The organism is Pseudomonas sp. MBLB4136 (genome assembly GCF_051904765.1).
Taxonomy (GTDB): Bacteria; Pseudomonadota; Gammaproteobacteria; order Pseudomonadales; family Pseudomonadaceae; genus Aquipseudomonas.
In genome coordinates this window covers 132,300-152,188 of sequence record NZ_CP196713.1, presented here as the reverse complement: position 1 = coordinate 152,188, position 19,889 = coordinate 132,300, and the positions used below count along the sequence as shown (strand labels likewise).

Sequence of the window (19,889 nt, the reverse complement as noted above, 5' to 3'; positions counted from 1 at the left end):
GCAGGCGCTGAAATCCGCGCTGCGCCCATGAGTCGGGCGCTTGCGGGGATTCCGCCCTCCCGATGGCAATGACCGGTCGCAGCGAATGGCGCGCATTGTAGCCGCAAGGTCGGGGCGGGTCATCTCGGCCGGCGGCTCACCGGTCGGAGGCGCCCATGAGCCGGCCGGAAAGGCGCGGCTGGGGCGCCGCCCGCTGCGCTTAACCGACGCGCCGGGCGGAGCGACGAATCAGCAGGATCACCGGCAGCAGGCCGACCAGCACCAGGGTCAGGGCCGGCAGCGCGGCGCGCGCCCATTCGCCCTCACTGGTCATCTCGAAGACCCGCACCGACAGGGTGTCCCAGCCGAAGGGGCGCATCAGCAGGGTGGCCGGCATCTCCTTGAGCACGTCGACGAACACCAGCAGCGCCGCGGACAAGGCGCCGGGCACCAGCAGCGGCAGGTAGACCCGCAGGAACAGCCCGACGCCGCCGACGCCGAGGCTGCGCGAGGCCTCCGGCAGCGACGGGCGGATTCGCGCCAGGCTGTTCTCCAGCGGCCCATAGGCCACCGCCAGGAAGCGGATCAGGTAGGCCAGCAGCAGCGCCGACAGGCTGCCCAGCAACATCGGTTGACCGGCTCCGCCCAGCCAGCCGGACAGCGGTATCACCAGGTGGCGATCCAGATAGCTGAACGCCAGCATGATCGCCACGGCCAGCACCGAGCCGGGCAGGGCATAGCCGAGATTGGCCAGGCCGACCGCCGAGCGCATCAGCCGGGTCGGCGCCAGGCGCCGGGAGAAGGCCAGCAGCAGGGCCACGCTGACGGTGACCAGCGCCGCCAGGCCGCCCAGATAGAGGGTGTGCAGGATCAACGCGCTGTAGCGCTCATCCAGATCGAAACGCCCACGCTGCCAGAACCACACCAGCAACTGCAGCACCGGGATGACGAAGGCGCAGGCGAACACCAGGCCACACCAGGCACTGGCTGCCAGCGCCCGGCCGCCGGTGAGGTGATACAGCACCTTGCCGCGCGGCCGCTCGTTGCTCGGTCGCACCGCGCCACGGGCGCGGCGTTCGCCATACAGCGCGAGCATCACCGCGAACAGCAGCAGGCTGGCCAGCTGGGTGGCGCTGGTCAGGCTGTAGAAGCTGTACCAGGTCTTGTAGATGGCCGTGGTGAAGGTGTCGAAGTTGAACACCGAGACCGCGCCGAAGTCGGCCAGGGTCTCCATCACCGCCAGGGCCAGGCCGGCGCCAATGGCCGGTCGCGCCACCGGCAGGGCCACCCGCCAGAACGCCTGCCAGGGACTCAGGCCCAGCACCCGCGCCGCCTCCATCAGGCCCTTGCCCTGGGCCAGGAAGGCATTGCGCGCCAGCAGGTAGACGTAGGGGTAGAACACCAGCACCAGGACGATGATCACCCCGCCGGTGGAGCGCACTGGCGGCAGCCGCAGGCCACTGCCGAACAGCTCGCGTAGCAGGCTCTGCAGCGGCCCGGCGAAGTCCAGCAGACCGACGAAGACGAACGCCAGCACATAGGCGGGGATGGCGAACGGCAGCATCAGCGCCCAATCCAGCCAGCGCCGACCCGGGAACTCACAGAGGCTGGTGAGCCAGGCCAGGCTGACCCCGAGCAGGGTCACCCCGACAGCCACCCCGAGCACCAGCACCAGGGTATTGCCGATCAGCCGCAGCAGCTGGGTCTGCCACAGGTGGGCCCAGATCTGCCGGTCCACTTCGTGCCAGCTGAACAGCAGCACGCTCAGAGGTAACAGCACCAGAAGGGCAACGGCAAAGGCGATGGGATACCAGCGACGCTGGGCAGGGTGGGCCACGCAGAATCCTCGGAACTGAGAAAGCACAACGCCCCGGACTAGGCCGGGGCGTCGGGAGTATAAAGCCGGTTGGCGGTAGGGTGGATGTAAAAAGCGCCATCCCCCCTACCCGGCCTTCATCAGTTCCAGCCGGCGCGATCCATCAGCATGGTGGCCTCGGCCTGACGCTTGCCCGCCACCTCGACCGGCACGCTGTCGGCCTTGAAGCGGCCCCAGGCGGCGACATCCGGCGACGGGTCGATCTGCGGATTGGCCGGGAACTCCTGATTCAGGTTGGCGAAGATCGCCTGGGGTTCGGCGGTGGTCATGAACTCCAGCAGCTTCTGCGCCGCCTCGGCATGCGGTGCATGCTTGGTCACACCGGCACCGGACAGGTTGACGTGCACGCCGCGGCCGTCCTGATTCGGCCAGAACAGCTTGGCCTGGAGGTCCGGCTTCTGCTTGAGCAGGCGGACGAAGTAGTAGCTGTTGACGATGCCCACGTCGCACTGGCCGGCGTCGATGGCCTTGATCAACGCGGTGTCATCCGAGAACACGTCGGTGGCCAGGTTGTTGACCCATCCCTTGACGATCTCCTCGGTCTTGGCCGCGCCATGGTTCTCAATCAGGGTGGCGGTCAGCGACTGATTGTAGACCTTCTTGCTGGTGCGCAGGCACAGACGGCCTTCCCAGTTTTCGTCGGCCAGGGCCTCGTAGGTGGTCAGTTCGCTCGGCTCGACCCGCTCGGTGGAGTAGACGATGGTCCGCGCGCGCAGCGACAGGCCGGTCCAGCTATTGGTGCTGGAGCGGTACTGCGACGGGATGTTCTGCTCGATGACGGCCGACTCGATCGGCTTGAGCACGCCTTCCTGCTCGGCCTGCCAGAGGTTGCCGGCATCCACGGTGATCAGCATGTCGGCCGGGGTGTTCTCGCCCTCGGCCTTCAGGCGCGCCAGCAGCGGCGCCTCCTTGTCAGTGATGAATTTCACCGGCACACCGGTCTTGGCGGTGTAGGCGTCGAACACCGGCTTGATCAGCTCGTCGATACGCGCGGAGTAGACCACCACTTCATCAGCGGCCTGCACGGCGCCGGCCAGCGCGGTGAGGGTGAGGGCGGCGAACAAACGCTTGCTTACTTGCATGGATCTGCCTCTTGGTCGAAGGTGAACTCAGTCGGCAAATAGTAGTGAATCCTATTTAGTTTCTCAACCAGGCATTTCCGACGCCACCGTCCCGGCAACGACAAGATCGCGAACAGCGGCGGCCGAGCACCTGGGGCGGCAGGCAATGCCTGCAGTGACCCTGCCACGGATCAGGGTCGCGCCAACTCGGGCAGGTCGCCGGACAAGCCGAGGGCCTGGCGCACGAACAGCGCCTTGGCCTCGGGCTGGCCGTCGACCCAGTTGAGCCCGGCATTGCGCAGCCAGCGCAGCGGCAGCGGATCGGCCTGGAACAGCCGCTCGAAACCCTCCATCGCCGCCATCATCGCCAGGTTGTGGGGCATGCGCCGGCGTTCGTAGCGGCTCAGCACCCGCTCTTCGGCCAGGCGCTCGCCGCGCCCCAGAGCGTGCAGCAGCACCTCGGCGAGCACCGCGGCATCGAGAAAGCCCAGGTTGACCCCCTGCCCGGCCAGCGGGTGAATGCTGTGCGCGGCATCGCCGATCAGCGCCAGGCCGTCCTCGACGTAACGCTTGGCATGCCGCTGGCGCAACGGAATGCGCAGGCGTCTATCGGCCTGCAGCACCCGCCCCAGGCGATGCTCGAAGGCCCTGCCCAGCGCCTCGCAGAAGGCCTCGTCTGGCAGGTTCATCAGGCGCTCGGCCTGCTCCGGCACGCAGGACCAGACGATCGAGCACCAGTGCTGCCCGTCGCCCGAAGCGAGGGGCAGGAAGGCCAGCGGACCGTCATCGGTGAAGCGCTGCCAGGCCGTGGCCCGGTGCGGCTCGCTGCAGCGCACGCTGGTGACGATGGCATGGTGCAGGTAATCCCATTCGCGGGTGGCGCAGCCGGCCAGGCGGCGCACCGCCGAGTTGGCGCCGTCGGCAGCCACCAGCAGCGGCGCGCGCAACTCACGGCCATCCTCCAGGTTCAGCAGCCAGCCGTCGCCGGAGCGGCGCAGGCGTTCCAGGCGCGCACCGGCCAGCAGGCCCACCCGGCTGTCGTGCAGGCGCTCGAGCAGGGCCTCCTGCACCACCCGGTTCTCGACGATATGACCGAGGGTCTGTGCATGCACGCTGGCCGCGCTGAAGTGGATATGCCCGGTGCCGGCACCGTCCCACACCTGCATCTCGCCGTAGGCGCTGGCCCGCCGTGCGGCGATGCCCGGCCATACGCCGAGGCGCTCGAGCACCCGCTGACTGGCCGCCGAGAGCGCGCTGACGCGCGGCTCGAAGGCGCCGTTGCGGTCGAACGGCGCGACACTCAGCGGCCCGCCATCGACCAGCAGAATTTCCAGGCCCGCGTCCTGCAGCGCCAGCGCCAGGGCGCTGCCGACCATACCGGCGCCGACGATGATCAGATCCGCATCCATGTCCATTCCTTAGGCGGCGCGACGCGCGTGGGGCTCGAGCCGCAAGTAGAGAGTCGTGTATACCCGTGCCGGCGCTTGACCGCCGCCCAGGCACCAGGGGGAGAGCGGCGCAGTCGAGGGCGACAAGGCCCTCGCGCGGTTCTTGTCCATGCGCCGGCTCAAGACTGCGCGCGGGTGCCCAGGCCCATGGCCTGACGGGCGAACCAGCGCTTGGCCGGCGGCAACAGGTCCAGGCCGAGCAGGCCGAGGTTGCGCCCGGCGGCGAGCAGCGGTTCGCCATTGCTGAACAGGCGGGTGACCCGGTCAGAGAAGCCCAGGGTCAGCTGCTGGTCGCTCTGCTGGCGCTGCAGGTAACCCTGCAGCACGGCGAAATCGCCGAGCGGTGCGCGACTGGCCAACAGTGCCTCGGCCAGCGCCTGAGTGTCGCGCAGCGACAGGTTGTAACCCTGGCCGGCGATCGGGTGCAGGCTGTGGGCGGCGTTGCCCAGCACCACCAGGTGCGGGCGCACCTGTTCCTGGGCCTCGATCAACGCCAGCGGATAGAGATGACGGGCGCCGACCTGGCCAATGGCGCCGAGGCGGTAACCGAAGGCCTGTTGCAGCTCAGCGCGAAAGGCCGCCTCATCCAGGCGCAGCAAACGCTCGGCATCGGCCTCGGCCCGGGTCCAGATCAGCGCACAGCGGTTGTCCGGCAGCGGCAGCAGGGCCATCGGCCCGTCTTCGGTGAAACGCTCGAAGGCCTGGCCGCGATGGGCTTCCTGCGGGCTGAGGTTGGCGATCAGCGCACTCTGCCCGTAGGGGCGGTGGCTGACGCCGATGCCGAGTTGTTCGCGCAGACCGGAGCGGCCGCCTTCGGCGAGCACCGCCAGCTCGCATTCCAGGCTGGAGTCATCGTCCAGGGTCAGGCGATAGCCTGCCGGCAGCGCCTCGAGACGCGTGACCTGGGCCGGGCTGCGCCAGCTGACCACCTCCGGATCCAGGGCCTGCCACAGGCACTGGCCGAGCCAGGCGTTCTCCACCACGTAGCCGAGCGCCGGCACGCCCTCCTCCATCGCACTGAGGCGCGCCGCGGCGAAGCGGCCGCGGTCGGAGACGTGGATCTGCCGGATAGGCTCGGCGCGCTTGGTCACCTGCTGCCAGATGCCCAGGCGCTGGTAGATCTGTTGCGAGCCGTAGGACAGCGCGGTGGAGCGCGCGTCGTAGCTGGGCTGGTAAGCGTCGCCGGGGGTAAAGGCCTCGATCAGGCAGATCTGCCAGCCGCGCGCCTTGGCCGCGCCCTGCAGGGCCAGGGCCAGGCTGGCGCCGACCAGGCCGCCGCCAATGATCGCGAGATGGGCGCGCTGCATGGCCTCAGGCCACCTCGCGCGGCGCCGCGGCCATCAGCGCCTCGATCTCCGCGACGGTCTTCGGCACGCCGGTGGTGAGTACCTCGCAACCCTCCTTGGTCACCACCACGTCGTCCTCGATGCGCACGCCGATGCCGCGCCACTTCTTGGCCACGTTCGGGTTATCGGCCGCGATATAGATGCCCGGCTCGACGGTCATGGCCATGCCGACCTCCAGCTCGCGCCAGACGCCGCCGACCTTGTAGTCGCCGACGTCGTGCACGTCCATGCCCAGCCAATGGCCGGCGCGGTGCATATAGAATGGCTTGTAGGCCTCGCTGGCGATCAGTTCGTCGACTTCACCCGCGAGCAGGCCGAGTTCGACCAGGCCGGCGGTGATCACCCGCACCGTCGCTTCATGGGCCTCGTTCCAGTGCTTGCCCGGGGCGATGTGATTGAACGCCTCCTCGTTGGCCGCCAGCACCAACTCGTAGATGGCCTTCTGCTCCGGCGAGAAGCGGCCGTTGACCGGGAAGCAGCGGGTGATGTCGCTGGCATAGCAGTCGATTTCGCAGCCGGCGTCGATCAGCACCAGGTCACCGTCCTTGAGCGGCGCGTCGTTCTCGCGGTAATGCAGGATGCAGGCGTTCCGGCCGGCGGCGACGATCGAGCCGTAGGCCGGCATCTTCGCCCCGCCCTTGCGGAATTCGTAGTCCAGTTCGGCTTCCAGGTGGAACTCGTGCAGGCCGGGACGGCTGGCCTGCATGGCGCGGATATGGGCACGGGCGGAAATCTGCGCGGCCTCGCGCATTACCTTGATCTCGGCGGCACTCTTGTACAGACGCATGTCGTGCAGCAGGTGGTCGAGGGCGACGAACTCGTTCGGCGGCTGGGCGCCCTGGCGCGCCTTGGAGCGGATCACGTTGATCCACTCCATCAGGTGGCGGTCGAATTCCTGGTTGGTGCCCATGGCGTAGTAGACCCGCTCGCGGCCTTCGATCAGGCCGGGGAGGATGTCGTCGATGTCGCCGATGGGAAAGGCATCGTCGGCGCCGTACTGGCTGATCGCACCGTCCTGACCGGCGCGCAGGCCGTCCCACAACTCGCGCTCGGGGTCGCGCTCGCGGCAGAACAGCACGTATTCGCCGTGCTCGCGCCCCGGAATCAGGGCGATCACCGCTTCGGGCTCGGGAAAGCCGGATAGGTACTGGAAGTCGCTGTCCTGGCGGTACACGTGCTCGACATCGCGGTTGCGGATGTACACCGGCGCGGCCGGCAGGATGGCGATGCTGTTGGGCTCCATCTGCGCCATCAGCGCCTTGCGCCGACGGGCGTATTCCGACTTGGGGATGCTGGTCATTGGCAGGCAGGGTCCGGTGTGGGGGGCATGAAGAATCAGTGCAGCGACGGTTTGGCGGCCGCCACCGGCTTGGCGCATTCGCTGAACAACAGCAGCGGCGCGACGCGCAGGTATTCCATCACTTCCATATAGTCGTTCTCGCCGTCTTCCGACTCCTCCAGGGCGTTCTGCACCTGGGCGATGGCCGACAGGTCCTGCAGCACCTCCATGGCTTCGGCACTCAGCGCGCGGTCGCCGGCCGTCAGGCCGAAGCCGCCGAGAAAGCCCTGGCACCAGAGGCCCAGCGCCTTGGCCCGCTCCTGCAGCGGCGCCTCGTCGGAAGGCAGCAGCAGGACCACGGTGACCTCTTCGCCGGTCAATTCACCCTTGACCATCTCCTGCAGGCCGATCAGCGCCTGGCGTACATTGTCCTCGGGGGCGCCGCCGAGCAGCTCGGCGGCATCCGCCAGCCAGGGAGCGACCTCGAAGCCGGCACCGGCGCAACTGCGCCCCAGCAGCAGGCCGTGCAGTTCGGCGGGAGAAACGGGATTGGCGCTGCTGGCGAGCAACGCGGCGAAGGCGGCATAGGCGGAACTGGAAGTCGGCATAGATAACTAGGCGCCAGACGGCGCAATCACTAGAATGAAGGCCTCGTATCCTAGCACCGGCAGGCGCGGCAAGACCATCCGAGGGTTTGACCTTGAGGCCGCCCGCTCCTATATAGTCCGGTCAATCCTTGCCTTAGCGAGAGCCCATGGAAGACGCCGATCTGCACGCCCTTACGACCAAGCTGGACCTGCTGATCCAGCGCGTCGAGCAGCTTAAGGCCCACAACCGACTTCTCCTGGCGAATGAAAAGGCCTGGCGCGAGGAACGCGCCCATCTGATCGAAAAGAACGAAATGGCCCGGCACAAGGTCGAATCGATGATTTCGCGCCTGAAAGCCCTGGAGCAGGACTCATGACCCAGTCGAATACCGTCACCGTCCATATCCTGGACAAAGAATACTGCATCGCCTGCCCGCCGGATGAGCGCGCCAACCTGGAGAGCGCCGCCCGCTATCTGGACGGCAAGATGCGCGAGATCCGCTCGAGCGGCAAGGTCATCGGCGCCGACCGCGTGGCGGTGATGGCCGCCCTGAACATCTCCCACGAGTTGCTGCACAAGCAGCAGCACCTGGAACAGCACACCAGCAGCACCCGCGACCACGTGCGCAGCCTGCTCGAGCGGGTCGATACCGCCCTGGGCAGCGACGGCGATGGTCACAATGGCTGACGTCAGCCTCGATTCGGGTATACTGGCCGCCACTCCCTGGGGTGTGCGCCAGTTGGTGATGTCCCTGAGCCGATACGCACAAACCCGGGGGTTGCATGTTGAGGCAGGTGTGCATGTCCGCCTGACGGAAAGCCTTAACGCCTCCTGCAACCTCCACCTTGAACTCTCGGGTTCAAGGGCTAAACCGACAGCGGCACGTCGGGGAGTCACCCTTCTTTACCCAGCGCCCGTCCGCGGCGATGGTTTACCCGCCTGAATCATGCACGACGCCAACGACCTGTCTCGCCCGCAACTGCGCCGCCTGCTACGCCAGGCCCGCCGCCGCCTCAGCCCCCAGGCCCAGCGCCGCGCCGCCCAGGGCCTGTATCGCCAGCTGGCGCAGCACCCGCTGTTCCGCCGGGCCCGGCACATTGCCCTGTACCTGCCCAACGACGGCGAGATCGACCCCAGGCCACTGTTACGCGCCGCCCAACGCCGGGGCAAGGCCACCTACCTGCCGGTGCTCAGCGACTGGCCGCGCAGCAAGATGGTGTTTCAGCGGGTACGCGCCCACGAGAAGATGAGCCCGAACCGCTTCCGCATTCCCGAGCCCAGGCGCAATCGGGCACAGCAACGCAAGGTTTGGGCGCTGGACCTGATTCTGTTGCCGCTGGTCGGCTTCGACCGCCATGGCGGTCGCCTCGGCATGGGCGGCGGCTTCTACGATCGCAGCCTGGGCTATCGCGACATGCGCAAAAATTGGCACAAGCCGACCCTCCTGGGCCTGGCCCACGAATGCCAGCAGGTGGATCGGCTGACCATGGCCAGCTGGGATGTGCCGCTCGAGGCGACGGTAACGGACAAGGGCTGGTACTGACGGCAGGCGAAGCGGCCCCGGGCGAGGGCCTCAGGGCTGTTGAGCGGCCTCGACCGGCGGCTGGCTCTGGCGATCCCAAAGGCTCTGGGTGTAACCCGTGGTAACCATGCCCAGGCTGAACAGGATGACCAATACCCACAATAGATCTGGCTTGCGTTTCATCGAATGCCTCCTCCTTCAAGGCACACTGCGCGCGGTGGACCGGCGGCGTTATTTTTATCGGTCGCGCGAGGCGCCTGGCACGAGGCCGGGCATTGTCGACCAACTGCGGCAGCCTCGCAATATCTGGCGCCAAACGGTTGTCGGTGGCTCGTGCGACCATCAGCCCGATAAACGGACCGACCAAATGGAGCAAAGTTCATGCCTTATTGGCTGATGAAATCGGAACCGGACGAACTCTCCATCCACGACCTGCAGCGTCTCGGTGAAACCCGCTGGGACGGAGTACGCAACTACCAGGCACGCAACTTCCTGCGCGCCATGCAGGCCGGCGACGCATTCTTCTTCTATCACTCCAGTTGTCCCGAGCCCGGTATCGCCGGCATCGCCCGCATCAGCCGCCCGGCCTATGCCGACCCGAGCGCGCTCGACCCGCAGAGCCACTACTTCGACGCCAAGGCCAGCGCCACGAAGAACCCCTGGAGCGCGGTCGACGTGAGCTTCGTCGAGGCCTTCGCCCGCGTCATCCCGCTGGCCGAGCTGAAGCAGCAGAGCGCCCTGCTCGAGCTGCCCCTGGTGCAGCGCGGCAGCCGCCTGTCGGTGATGCCGGTCAGCACCGAGCAGTGGGCGGCGATCCTGGCCCTGCGCTAGGCGCAGGCCCTCGTCAGCGCTGCAGGATCAGGTTGTTGAACAGCAGGTCTTCGACCACCGGCTGGCCCTCTTCCTGGGCCAGCACCTGCTGCACCTGCTTCAACGCCTCCTGGCGCAGCACCTCTTTGGCATCCGCCGCGCTCAGGCCCTCCTCGGTCTGCTGGGCGAACAGCATCACCAGCTGATTGCGGATCAGCGGTTCGTGGTGCTTCAGCTTGGCCTGGGCCTCGGGACCACTGACGCGCAGGGCCACATCGGCCTTGTAGAACTTCAGCTTCGGCCCGCCGCCGAAGTTGCCGACCAGTGCCGGGAACAGGTTGTGGTAGATCACCTGCGGCTTGGCGGCCTTCTCCTCCTCTTCGGCCAGGGCCGACAGGGGCAGCGACAGGGCGAGCAGTGCAGCGATAAGGACTTTCACGAGCGAGATCTCCACTAGATTGCGGCCTAGCATAGCCATTGCCGGGCCGGCACCCAAGCCCGGCGCTTATGCCGCGCAATCAGGGTCGACCATGCTCGTTGACCGCCGCCGCCGGCTTCCTACACTGCGGGGGCATAACCACAGAGGACAACGCCCGATGAAAGCCGTGCTGTGCAAAGCCTTCGGCCCCGCCGAAACCCTGGTCCTGGACGAAGTCGCCAGCCCCGAGCCGAAGAAGAACGAGATCCTCCTCGAGGTGCACGCCGCCGGGGTCAACTTCCCCGACACCCTGATCATCGAGGGCAAGTACCAGTTCAAGCCGCCCTTCCCCTTCTCCCCGGGCGGCGAAGCCGCCGGCGTGGTCAGCGCGGTCGGCGAGAAGGTCGGCCACCTCAAGGTCGGCGACCGGGTGATGGCCCTGACCGGCTGGGGCAGTTTCGCCGAGCAGGTGGCCGTGCCCGGCTACAACGCCATGCCGATCCCGCCGAGCATGGGCTTCGTCAGCGCCGCCGCCTTCGGCATGACCTACGGCACCTCGATGCACGCGCTCAAGCAGCGGGCCAACCTGCGGGCCGGCGAGACCCTGCTGGTGCTTGGCGCCTCCGGCGGCGTCGGCCTGGCCGCGGTGGAGATCGGCAAGGCCATGGGCGCCAAGGTGATCGCCGCGACCAGCAGCGCGGAGAAACTGGAAGTGGCCAGGGCCGCGGGCGCCGACGAGCTGATCAACTACAGCGAGCAGAGCCTGAAAGACGAGGTCAAGCGCCTGACCGGCGGCCAGGGCGCCGACGTGATCTACGACCCGGTGGGCGGCGACCAGTTCGACGCAGCCGTACGCAGCATCGCCTGGAACGGCCGCCTGCTGGTGGTCGGCTTCGCCAGCGGGCGCATCCCCGAGCTGCCGGTCAACCTGGCCCTGCTCAAGGGCGCCGCGGTGGTCGGCGTATTCTGGGGCGCCTTCGCCCAACGCCAGCCCCAGGACAACGCCGCCAACTTCCAGCAGCTGTTCGCCTGGCATGCCGAGGGCAAGCTCAAGCCGCTGGTCTCGCAGACCTTCGCACTGGAGCAGGCCGGCGCGGCGATCGACTGCCTCGGCCGGCGCCAGGCGGTGGGCAAGCTGGTGGTGCAGATCAGGTAGACCGCGCCAACGAAAAAGGCCGCCAGATTGGCGGCCTTTTTCATGAACGGCGCTCAGCCCCTGGGCGCATAGGCGAACACGTCGGCGCGCATCTGGTGCGCGTCCATGCCGGCCTCGACCAGCGCATCCAGGGTCGCGTAGACCATCGCCGGCGAGCCGCTGGCGTAGACGTGCAGCGGCTTGAGGTCGGCGAAGTCCTCGCGCACCGCCTCGTGCAGCAGGCCGCAGCGCCCGGACCAGCCGCACTGGTCGCTGACCACCTGATGCAGGAACAGATTGTCCAGCCCCTGCCAATCGCTCCAGCACGGCAGCCGGTAGAAGTCCTCGGGGCGCCGGGCACCCCAGTACAGGTGCACCGGATGCCTGAAGCCGGCGGCGCGGCAGTGCTCGATCAGGCTGTGCATCTGCGCCATGCCGGTGCCGGCGGCGATCAGCACCAGCGGCCCTTCCGGCAGCTCGGCCAGGTGGGTGTCGCCGAACGGCAGCTGCACCCGGGCGAAGCCCTGGCCACGGAGGAAGGCCAGCAAGCCACGGGTCGCCTCGTCGCGCGCGAGGATATGCAACTCCAGCTCGCGGCCACGGTGCGGCGCCGAAGCCAGGGAGAAGGCGGCGTACTCGCCATTCTCGCGCTGCAGCAGCAGGTACTGGCCGGCATGGTAGCGCGGGCTCTTGCCAGCCGGCGTGAGCAGGTGCACGCGGAACACATCGCCGCCAACGTCGACGCAATCGACCAGCTGACAGCTCAGCTCGCGCACCGCCAGCTCGCCGGGCGCCATCACCCCGTCCCAGTGCAGCACGCAGTCGCCCAACGGCTCGGCCAGACAGGTGAGCAGCTCGCCATGGTCCAGTTCGGCGCCGGCCTGCTGCACGCGCCCCTCGACCAGCAGCGCCGCGCAGACATGGCAATTGCCGTTGCGACAGCTTTGCGGGCAGTCGTAGCCCAGGCGCCGGGCGGCATCGAGAATGCGCTCACCCGGCTGAGTCTCGAGCACCGCACCAGAAGGTTGCAGAGTGACACGCATCAATCAATTCCCAACTCGTTCCACAGTTCATCGACCCGTCGCTTCACCGCCTCGTCCTGGACGATGGCGCGACCCCATTCGCGCGTGGTCTCGCCCGGCCACTTGTGGGTGGCATCCAGGCCCATCTTTGAGCCTAGCCCCGAGACCGGCGAGGCGAAGTCGAGGTAGTCGATCGGCGTGTTGTCGATCAGCACCGTGTCGCGCTTGGGGTCCATGCGCGTGGTGATGGCCCAGATCACGTCGTTCCAGTCCCGCGCGTTGACGTCGTCATCGGTGACGATAACGAACTTGGTGTACATGAACTGTCGCAAAAACGACCAGACGCCGAGCATCACGCGCTTGGCATGGCCCGGGTACTGCTTCTTCATGGTCACCACCGCCATGCGGTAGGAACAGCCTTCGGGTGGCAGGTAGAAGTCGGTGATCTCGGGGAACTGCTTCTGCAGGATCGGCACGAAGACTTCATTGAGCGCCACACCGAGAATCGCCGGCTCGTCCGGCGGCCGCCCGGTGTAGGTGCTGTGGTAGATCGGCTCACGGCGGCGGGTGATGCGCTCGACGGTGAACACCGGGAAACGATCCACCTCGTTGTAGTAGCCGGTGTGGTCGCCATAGGGCCCCTCATCGGCCATCTCGCCCGGATGGATCACCCCCTCGAGGACGATCTCGGCGCTGGCCGGCACCTGCAGGTCATTGCCGCGGCACTTGACCAGCTCGGTCTTGTTGCCCCGCAGCAGGCCGGCGAAGGCGTATTCGGAAAGGCTGTCGGGCACCGGGGTGACGGCGCCGAGGATGGTCGCCGGATCGGCGCCCAGGGCCACCGCCACTGGGTAGGGGCGGCCCGGGTACTTCTCGCACCAGTCGCGGAAATCCAGGGCGCCGCCGCGGTGGCTGAGCCAGCGCATGATCAGCTTGTTGCGGCCGATCACCTGCTGGCGGTAGATGCCGAGGTTCTGCCGCTCCTTGTTCGGCCCCTTGGTGACGGTCAGGCCCCAGGTGATCAGCGGCCCGACATCGCCGGGCCAGCAGGTCTGCACCGGCAGCTTGCCCAGGTCGACATCCTCGCCCTCCTCGATCACCTCCTGGCAGGGCGCGTCCTTGAGCACCTTGGGCGCCATGGCCAGGACCTTCTTGAAGATCGGCAGCTTGGACCAGGCGTCCTTCAGACCCTTCGGCGGCTCCGGCTCCTTGAGGAAGGCCAGCAGCTTGCCGATCTCGCGCAGCTCGGCGACCTCTTCGGCGCCCATGCCCAGGGCCACCCGCTTGGGCGTGCCGAACAGGTTGCCGAGCACCGGCATGGCGAAGCCCGTGGGGTTCTCGAACAGCAGCGCCGGGCCGGCCTTGCGCAAGGTGCGGTCACAGATCTCGGTCATCTCCAGCACCGGGGAAACCGGGGTATGGATTCGCTTGAGTTCACCGCGCTGTTCCAGACCGCGGATAAAGTCGCGCAGGTCGCGATACTGCATGCAGGAGCCTCGTCTCGGGCAGGCCAGTGGGGGCGCGAAGTTTAGCGCCGAACTGGGTTATTCAGAAGGATAGCGGGGATGCAGATGCACAAAAGCCGGGTTTCCCCGGCCTTTGCGACAGCCCAGCGACTTACTTGCGACGCATCGACAGGAAGAACTCGTCGTTGGTCTTGGTCGCCTTCAGCTTGTCGATGAGGAACTCGATGGCGGCGATCTCGTCCATCGGGTGCAGCAGCTTGCGCAGGATCCACATGCGCTGCAGCTCGTCCTCGGCGGTCAGCAACTCTTCGCGGCGGGTGCCGGAACGGTTGATGTTGATCGCCGGGAACACGCGCTTCTCGGCGATCCGCCGGTCCAGCGGCAGCTCCATGTTGCCGGTGCCCTTGAACTCCTCGTAGATCACCTCGTCCATCTTCGAGCCGGTTTCCACCAGCGCGGTGGCGAGGATGGTCAGCGACCCGCCTTCCTCGATGTTGCGCGCGGCGCCGAAGAAGCGCTTGGGCTTCTCCAGGGCGTGGGCGTCGACACCACCGGTGAGCACCTTGCCGGAGCTCGGGATCACGGTGTTGTAGGCGCGCGCCAGGCGGGTGATGGAGTCGAGCAGGATGACCACGTCCTTCTTGTGCTCGACCAGGCGCTTGGCCTTCTCGATCACCATCTCGGCGACCTGCACGTGGCGGGTCGGCGGCTCGTCGAAGGTCGAGGCGACCACTTCGCCGCGCACGGTGCGCTGCATCTCGGTCACTTCTTCCGGGCGCTCGTCGATCAGCAGGACGATCAGGTGGCACTCGGGGTTGTTGCGGGTGATGTTGGCCGCGATGTTCTGCAGCATGATGGTCTTGCCGGCCTTCGGCGGCGCCACGATCAGGCCACGCTGGCCCTTGCCGATCGGCGCGCAGAGGTCGATCACCCGACCGGTGATGTCTTCGGTGGAGCCGTTGCCGGCTTCCATGACCAGACGCTTGTTGGGGAACAGCGGCGTCAGGTTCTCGAACAGGATCTTGTTCTTCGCGTTTTCCGGGCGATCGTAGTTGATCGTATCGACCTTGAGCAGCGCGAAGTAACGCTCGCCTTCTTTCGGCGGACGAATCTTGCCGACGATGGTGTCGCCCGTGCGCAGATTGAAGCGGCGAATCTGGCTGGGCGAGACGTAGATGTCGTCCGGGCCGGCCAGGTAGGAGGCGTCTGCGGAGCGGAGGAAGCCGAAACCGTCCTGGAGGATCTCCAGCACGCCATCACCGGAAATTTCCTCGCCGCTTTTCGAGTGTTTTTTCAGCAGCGAGAAAATCACGTCCTGCTTGCGCGAACGGGCCATGTTCTCGATGCCCATCTGTTCGGCCATTTCCAGCAGTTCGGTGATCGGCTTTTGCTTGAGTTCGGTCAGATTCATAGGAATGACGTAATCATGAAGGAGGGAGAATAAGCTATTAGCTTGGGAGGCCGCGCCGCTGAGAAGGCGAACGGATCGCCTACTGGTGTAGCGAGAGTATTCGAGTAGGAATGCGTCGGCGACGGCTTGCAGAGGGCTGCATAGGAAATGCAGCGAGGCCGAATGTAACACCGGCCTGACGAAGGCGTCTAGCCTTCAGACGGAAAAAAGCCCCGCAAATACGAGGCCTTTTTGCCACACAGCGACTTTAGATGTTGCTGTCGAGGAAGGCTGCCAACTGCGACTTGGACAGTGCGCCGACCTTGGTCGCTTCGACGTTGCCGTTCTTGAACAGCATCAGGGTCGGGATGCCACGCACACCGTACTTCGGCGGGGTATCCTGGTTCTCGTCGATGTTCAGCTTGCACACCTTCAGCTTGCCCTGGTAGGTCTGGGCGATCTCGTCGAGAACGGGGGCAATCATCTTGCATGGGCCGCACCACTCAGCCCAGTAATCGACCAATACCGGACCCTCAGCCTGGATAACTTCTTCATCGAAGCTAGCATCGCTGACGTTGGTGATGAATTCGCTCATGGAAAGTCTCCGTGTTCGGAAGCAAAAAGTGATCGACATCATAGCCCGGCTTGCCTGGCACAGGAAGGCAGACACCATTGAGCTTAACTATGGACCCGCACAAATTCACCTGCGCGCAGGCGTTGCCAGCCGAGATTGAAGGCGGTCAGTTGTGCGGGCCGCGGGGGCGCCTGCGGCGTCGGTATGCGTTGGCTCACCCGGCCTATCGTGGCAGGATGGCATGGTTCCGCACCGAGACCTATGCCCCATGCCGCACACTCCAGCCGAGTCTTTTCCCTTGATTGCAGCTATCGACCTGGGCTCCAACAGCTTCCACATGGTTCTGGCCAAGGCCGATCACGGCGAGATCCGCGTGCTCGAGCGCCTCGGCGACAAGGTCCAGCTGGCCGCTGGCATCGACGAGGAGCGCCTGCTCAGCGAAGAGGCCATGGTCCGCGGCCTCGACTGCCTGCGCCGCTTCGCCCAGCTGACTGCCAGCCTGCCGGAGGGCGCGCTGCGCATCGTCGGCACCAATGCCCTGCGCGAGGCGCGCAACCGTGGCGAGTTCATCCGCCGCGCCGAGGAGATACTCGGCCATCCGGTGGAGGTCATCTCCGGACGCGAGGAGGCACGCCTGATCTACCTCGGCGTGTCCCACAGCATCGCCGCCACCCCGGGCAAACGCCTGGTCGCCGACATCGGCGGCGGCAGCACCGAGTTCATCGTCGGCCTGCGTTTCGAGCCCCTGCTGCGCGAGAGCCTGCAGATGGGCTGCGTGAGCTATACCCAGCGCTTCTTCCGCGACGGCAAGATCACCCCGGCGCGCTACGCCCAGGCCTACACCGCGGCGCGCCTGGAGGTGATGGGCATCGAGCACGCCCTGCGCCGGCACAAGTGGGAAGATGCGGTGGGCGCCTCGGGCACCATCAAGGCCATCGGCCTGGCCATCCAGGCCGCCGGCCTGGGCAGCGGCGAGGTCAATCCCGAAGGCCTGGCCTGGCTCAAGCGCAAGCTCTTCAAGCTCGGCGACGTCGACAAGCTCGACCTGGATGGCATCAAGCCGGACAGGCGCGGCATCTTCCCCGCTGGCCTGGCGATTCTCGAGGCGATCTTCGATGCCTGCGACATCCAGCGCATGAGCCACTCCGAGGGGGCGTTGCGCGAAGGCGTGCTCTACGACCTGCTCGGCCGCCACCATCACGAGGACGTGCGCGAACGCACCCTCAGCGCACTGATGGAGCGTTACCACGTCGACCTGGAGCAGGCCGCGCGGGTCGAAAGCAAGGCACTGGAAGCGCTGGAGCAGGTGAAGGACAGCTGGGGCCTGAGCGACGACTGGCACCGCGAACTGCTGGTGTGGGCTGCGCGGGTCCACGAAATCGGCCTGGACATCGCCCACTACCAGTACCACAAGCACGGCGCCTACCTGGTCGAGCATTCCGACCTGGCCGGCTTCTCACGCCTCGACCAGCAGATGCTGGCGCTGCTGGTACGCGGCCATCGGCGCAACATCCCCAAGGACAAGCTCGCCGACTTCGGCGCCGAGGGTGTGAAGCTGGTGCGCCTGTGCGTGCTGCTGCGCTTCGCCATCCTCTTCCATCACATCCGCGGTACCCAGGAGATGCCCAAGGTGCAGCTGCGCGCGGCCGAGAGCAGCCTGGAGATCCACTTCCCGGACGACTGGCTGGCCGCCAACCCGCTGACCCAGGCCGACTTCACCCAGGAAGCGGAGTGGCTCAAGCGCGTCGGCATCGACCTCAGCGTGCGCTGACCACCGGCGCCGTCAGCTTCTCCAGCAGGCCCGCCTGGGCGCTGCGCGGGTTCTGATTGCCGGTCGGGCTGCAGCGCAGATAACGACCGTCCGGCTGCAGCACCCAGGCCTGGGTGTTGTCGGTGAGGTAGCTTTCCAGCTCCTTCTTCACCCGGGTGACCAGCTTCTTGCCCTCGACCGGGAAACAGGTCTCGACCCGCTTGTCCAGGTTGCGTTCCATCCAGTCGGCGCTGGACAGGTAGATCTTCTCCTCGCCCTCGTTGAGGAAGTAGAACACCCGGGTGTGCTCGAGGAAGCGGCCGATGATCGAACGCACCTGGATGTTGTGCGACACCCCGGGAATGCCCGGGCGCAGGCAGCACATGCCGCGCACCACCAGGTCGATCTTCACCCCGGCCTGGCTGGCCTTGTACAGCGCGCGGATGATCTTGGCATCGGTCAGCGAGTTGAACTTGGCGATGATCTGCGCCGGCTTGCCCTCGGCGGCGGCCGCGGTCTCCTTGGCGATCAGGTCGAGCAGGGTCTTCTTCAGGGTGAAGGGCGCGTGCAACAGCTTCTTCATGCGCAGGGTCTTGCCCATGCCGATCAGCTGGCTGAACAGCTTGGCCACGTCCTCGCCCAGGGCCACATCGGCGGTGAGCAGGCTGTAGTCGGTGTACAGGCGGGCGTTGCCGGCGTGGTAGTTGCCGGTGCCGACGTGGGCGTAGCGGACGATATCGCCGTTCTCGCGACGCAGGATCAGCATCATCTTGGCGTGGGTCTTGAACCCGACCACACCGTAGATCACCACCGCGCCGGCGGCCTGCAGGCGGCTGGCCAGGGCCAGGTTGGATTCCTCGTCGAAGCGCGCGCGCAGTTCGATCACCGCGGTGACCTCCTTGCCGTTGCGCGCCGCCTCCACCAGCGCGTCGACGATCTCCGAGTTCGCCCCGCTGCGGTACAGGGTCTGCTTGATCGCCAGCACGTGGGGGTCCTTCGCCGCCTGGCGCAGCAGGTCGACCACCGGGGTGAACGACTCGAAGGGGTGCAGCAGGAGGATGTCCTGCTTGCTGACCACGCTGAAGATGTTCTCGCTGTTCTGCAGCAGCTTGGGAATCACCGGGGTAAACGGCGTGTACTGCAGCTCCGGATGACTGTCCAGGCCGGTGATGCTGAACAGCCGGGTCAGGTTGACCGGGCCGCCGACCTGGTACAGCTCGCCCTCGGTCAGACCGAACTGCTTGAGCAGGTAGTCGGACAGGTTCTTCGGGCAGCTGTCGACCACCTCCAGGCGCACCGCGTCGCCGTAGCGCCGGGAGAACAGCTCGCCGCGCAGGGCGCGGGCCAGGTCCTCGACGTCCTCGGTGTCCACCGACAGGTCGGCGTTGCGGGTCAGGCGGAACTGGTAGCAGCCCTTGACCTTCATGCCCTGGAACAGGTCATCGGCATGGGCGTGGATCATCGAGGAGAGGAACACGTAGTTGGCGCCCGCGCCACCCACCTCCTCCGGCACCCGGATCACCCGTGGCAGCAGGCGCGGAGCCGGGATGATCGCCAGGCCCGAGTCGCGGCCGAAGGCGTCGACGCCCTCCAGCTCGACGATGAAGTTCAGGCTCTTGTTCACCAGCAAGGGGAACGGGTGCGTCGGGTCGAGGCCGATCGGCGTGATGATCGGCGCGATCTCGTCGCGGAAGTAGCGGCGCACCCAGGCCTTGACCTTGGTGTTCCAGTGGCGGCGGCGGATGAAGTTGATGTTGTGCTTGGCCAGCGCCGGAAACAGCACGTCGTTGAGGATCGCGTACTGGCGGCCGACCTGCTCGTGCACCAGCTCGCTGATCCGCGCCAGCGCCTGGTGCGGCTGCAGACCGTCGGCACCGGCCTGTTCGCGGGCGAAGTTGATCTGCTTCTTCAGCCCGGCGACGCGAATCTCGAAGAACTCGTCGAGGTTGCTGGAGAAGATCAAGAGGAACTTCAGCCGCTCCAGCAGTGGATAGGACTCGTCCAGCGCCTGCTCCAGCACGCGGATGTTGAACTGCAGCTGCGACAGCTCGCGATGGATGTACAGGCTGCTGTCGTCCAGGCTCGGCACCACCAGAGGCGGCGCCGGGGTGGGCGCCTCGACCGGCGCCGGCTCCGGCACTTCCGGCAACTCGACGGCTGGCGCCTGCGGCTCGAGCAGTTCGCTCTGGGAGAGTCCTTCGGTATTCATCGTCTGGTCCTGGGGG

General features: G+C 66.7%; 19 protein-coding genes and 1 other RNA gene. 7 read left to right on the top strand and 13 right to left on the bottom strand.

Annotated elements, in window-relative coordinates:
- Window positions 1-199 precede the first annotated feature (199 nt).
- The 6 genes from ACSX1D_RS00745 to ACSX1D_RS00720 all read right to left on the bottom strand — a co-directional run bounded on the left by ACSX1D_RS00745 (window position 200) and on the right by ACSX1D_RS00720 (window position 7,597).
- A complete protein-coding gene (locus ACSX1D_RS00745) occupies window positions 200-1,816 on the bottom strand; it encodes an ABC transporter permease (RefSeq protein ID WP_439860554.1) in 1,617 nt (538 codons plus the stop codon).
- A gap of 119 nt (window positions 1,817-1,935) precedes the next feature.
- Entirely contained in the window at window positions 1,936-2,937 is a 1,002-nt protein-coding gene (locus ACSX1D_RS00740) for an extracellular solute-binding protein (protein WP_439860553.1), read from the bottom strand.
- A 170-nt stretch (window positions 2,938-3,107) separates the two neighbouring features.
- Window positions 3,108-4,325, bottom strand: coding sequence for a 2-octaprenyl-3-methyl-6-methoxy-1,4-benzoquinol hydroxylase (locus ACSX1D_RS00735; RefSeq protein ID WP_439860552.1), 1,218 nt, complete (start codon window positions 4,323-4,325; stop codon window positions 3,108-3,110).
- Window positions 4,326-4,483: 158 nt separating this feature from the next.
- Window positions 4,484-5,671, bottom strand: a complete 1,188-nt coding sequence (gene ubiH, locus ACSX1D_RS00730; RefSeq protein WP_439860551.1) for a 2-octaprenyl-6-methoxyphenyl hydroxylase — start codon at window positions 5,669-5,671, stop codon at window positions 4,484-4,486.
- A gap of 4 nt (window positions 5,672-5,675) precedes the next feature.
- Complete coding sequence (pepP, locus tag ACSX1D_RS00725; RefSeq protein WP_439860550.1) at window positions 5,676-7,010, bottom strand: Xaa-Pro aminopeptidase; 1,335 nt, start codon at window positions 7,008-7,010, stop codon at window positions 5,676-5,678.
- Between the two features lie 35 nt (window positions 7,011-7,045).
- A complete protein-coding gene (locus ACSX1D_RS00720; protein WP_439860549.1) occupies window positions 7,046-7,597 on the bottom strand; it encodes a YecA family protein in 552 nt (183 codons plus the stop codon).
- A 146-nt stretch (window positions 7,598-7,743) separates the two neighbouring features.
- Here ACSX1D_RS00720 and ACSX1D_RS00715 point away from each other — a divergent pair, with 146 nt between their 5' ends.
- The 4 genes from ACSX1D_RS00715 (at window position 7,744) to ACSX1D_RS00700 (ending at window position 9,120) form a co-directional block, all read left to right on the top strand.
- On the top strand, window positions 7,744-7,953 hold the full coding sequence (locus ACSX1D_RS00715; protein ID WP_208707910.1) for a TIGR02449 family protein: 210 nt from the start codon (window positions 7,744-7,746) through the stop codon (window positions 7,951-7,953).
- The gene (locus ACSX1D_RS00710; RefSeq protein ID WP_208707909.1) at window positions 7,950-8,264 is read left to right on the top strand and encodes a cell division protein ZapA; all 315 of its coding nucleotides are present in this window, start codon (window positions 7,950-7,952) and stop codon (window positions 8,262-8,264) included. Before ACSX1D_RS00715 ends, ACSX1D_RS00710 begins: the two co-directional genes overlap by 4 nt.
- Before the next feature lie 30 nt (window positions 8,265-8,294).
- Window positions 8,295-8,473, top strand: a non-coding RNA gene (ssrS, locus tag ACSX1D_RS00705) — 6S RNA.
- Between the two features lie 50 nt (window positions 8,474-8,523).
- On the top strand, window positions 8,524-9,120 hold the full coding sequence (locus ACSX1D_RS00700; RefSeq protein WP_439860548.1) for a 5-formyltetrahydrofolate cyclo-ligase: 597 nt from the start codon (window positions 8,524-8,526) through the stop codon (window positions 9,118-9,120).
- A 30-nt stretch (window positions 9,121-9,150) separates the two neighbouring features.
- On the opposite strand, the gene ACSX1D_RS00695 is transcribed toward ACSX1D_RS00700, so the two are convergent.
- Complete coding sequence (locus ACSX1D_RS00695) at window positions 9,151-9,282, bottom strand: hypothetical protein (protein ID WP_439860547.1); 132 nt, start codon at window positions 9,280-9,282, stop codon at window positions 9,151-9,153.
- A 198-nt stretch (window positions 9,283-9,480) separates the two neighbouring features.
- Between ACSX1D_RS00695 and ACSX1D_RS00690 the strand changes: the two genes are divergently transcribed.
- Complete coding sequence (locus ACSX1D_RS00690) at window positions 9,481-9,930, top strand: EVE domain-containing protein (RefSeq protein ID WP_439860546.1); 450 nt, start codon at window positions 9,481-9,483, stop codon at window positions 9,928-9,930.
- Window positions 9,931-9,943: 13 nt separating this feature from the next.
- On the opposite strand, the gene ACSX1D_RS00685 is transcribed toward ACSX1D_RS00690, so the two are convergent.
- Window positions 9,944-10,348: a flagellar basal body-associated FliL family protein gene (locus ACSX1D_RS00685; protein WP_439860545.1), complete on the bottom strand. Its 405-nt coding sequence runs from the start codon at window positions 10,346-10,348 to the stop codon at window positions 9,944-9,946.
- Between the two features lie 157 nt (window positions 10,349-10,505).
- On the opposite strand from ACSX1D_RS00685, the gene ACSX1D_RS00680 reads away from it, so the two are divergent.
- A complete protein-coding gene (locus tag ACSX1D_RS00680) occupies window positions 10,506-11,483 on the top strand; it encodes an NADPH:quinone oxidoreductase family protein (RefSeq protein WP_439860544.1) in 978 nt (325 codons plus the stop codon).
- 53 nt (window positions 11,484-11,536) lie between these two features.
- Here ACSX1D_RS00680 and ACSX1D_RS00675 read toward each other — a convergent pair whose 3' ends face one another.
- The 4 genes from ACSX1D_RS00675 to trxA all read right to left on the bottom strand — a co-directional run bounded on the left by ACSX1D_RS00675 (window position 11,537) and on the right by trxA (window position 15,935).
- On the bottom strand, window positions 11,537-12,505 hold the full coding sequence (locus tag ACSX1D_RS00675) for a CDP-6-deoxy-delta-3,4-glucoseen reductase (RefSeq protein WP_439860543.1): 969 nt from the start codon (window positions 12,503-12,505) through the stop codon (window positions 11,537-11,539).
- Entirely contained in the window at window positions 12,505-13,971 is a 1,467-nt protein-coding gene (ubiD, locus tag ACSX1D_RS00670; protein ID WP_439860542.1) for a 4-hydroxy-3-polyprenylbenzoate decarboxylase, read from the bottom strand. Before ubiD ends, ACSX1D_RS00675 begins: the two co-directional genes overlap by 1 nt.
- Window positions 13,972-14,101: 130 nt before the next feature.
- Window positions 14,102-15,361, bottom strand: coding sequence for a transcription termination factor Rho (rho, locus tag ACSX1D_RS00665; protein ID WP_208707903.1), 1,260 nt, complete (start codon window positions 15,359-15,361; stop codon window positions 14,102-14,104).
- Window positions 15,362-15,608: 247 nt separating this feature from the next.
- The gene (trxA, locus tag ACSX1D_RS00660; protein WP_208707902.1) at window positions 15,609-15,935 is read right to left on the bottom strand and encodes a thioredoxin TrxA; all 327 of its coding nucleotides are present in this window, start codon (window positions 15,933-15,935) and stop codon (window positions 15,609-15,611) included.
- A 247-nt stretch (window positions 15,936-16,182) separates the two neighbouring features.
- Between trxA and ppx the strand changes: the two genes are divergently transcribed.
- The gene (gene ppx / locus ACSX1D_RS00655) at window positions 16,183-17,685 is read left to right on the top strand and encodes an exopolyphosphatase (protein WP_439860541.1); all 1,503 of its coding nucleotides are present in this window, start codon (window positions 16,183-16,185) and stop codon (window positions 17,683-17,685) included.
- On the opposite strand, the gene ppk1 is transcribed toward ppx, so the two are convergent.
- Window positions 17,672-19,873 carry a polyphosphate kinase 1 gene (gene ppk1, locus ACSX1D_RS00650; protein ID WP_439860540.1) on the bottom strand — a complete coding sequence of 734 codons (2,202 nt, stop codon included), beginning with the start codon at window positions 19,871-19,873 and terminating at the stop codon, window positions 17,672-17,674. The two genes, ppx and ppk1, sit on opposite strands and share 14 nt — an antisense overlap.
- Window positions 19,874-19,889: the final 16 nt, after the last annotated feature.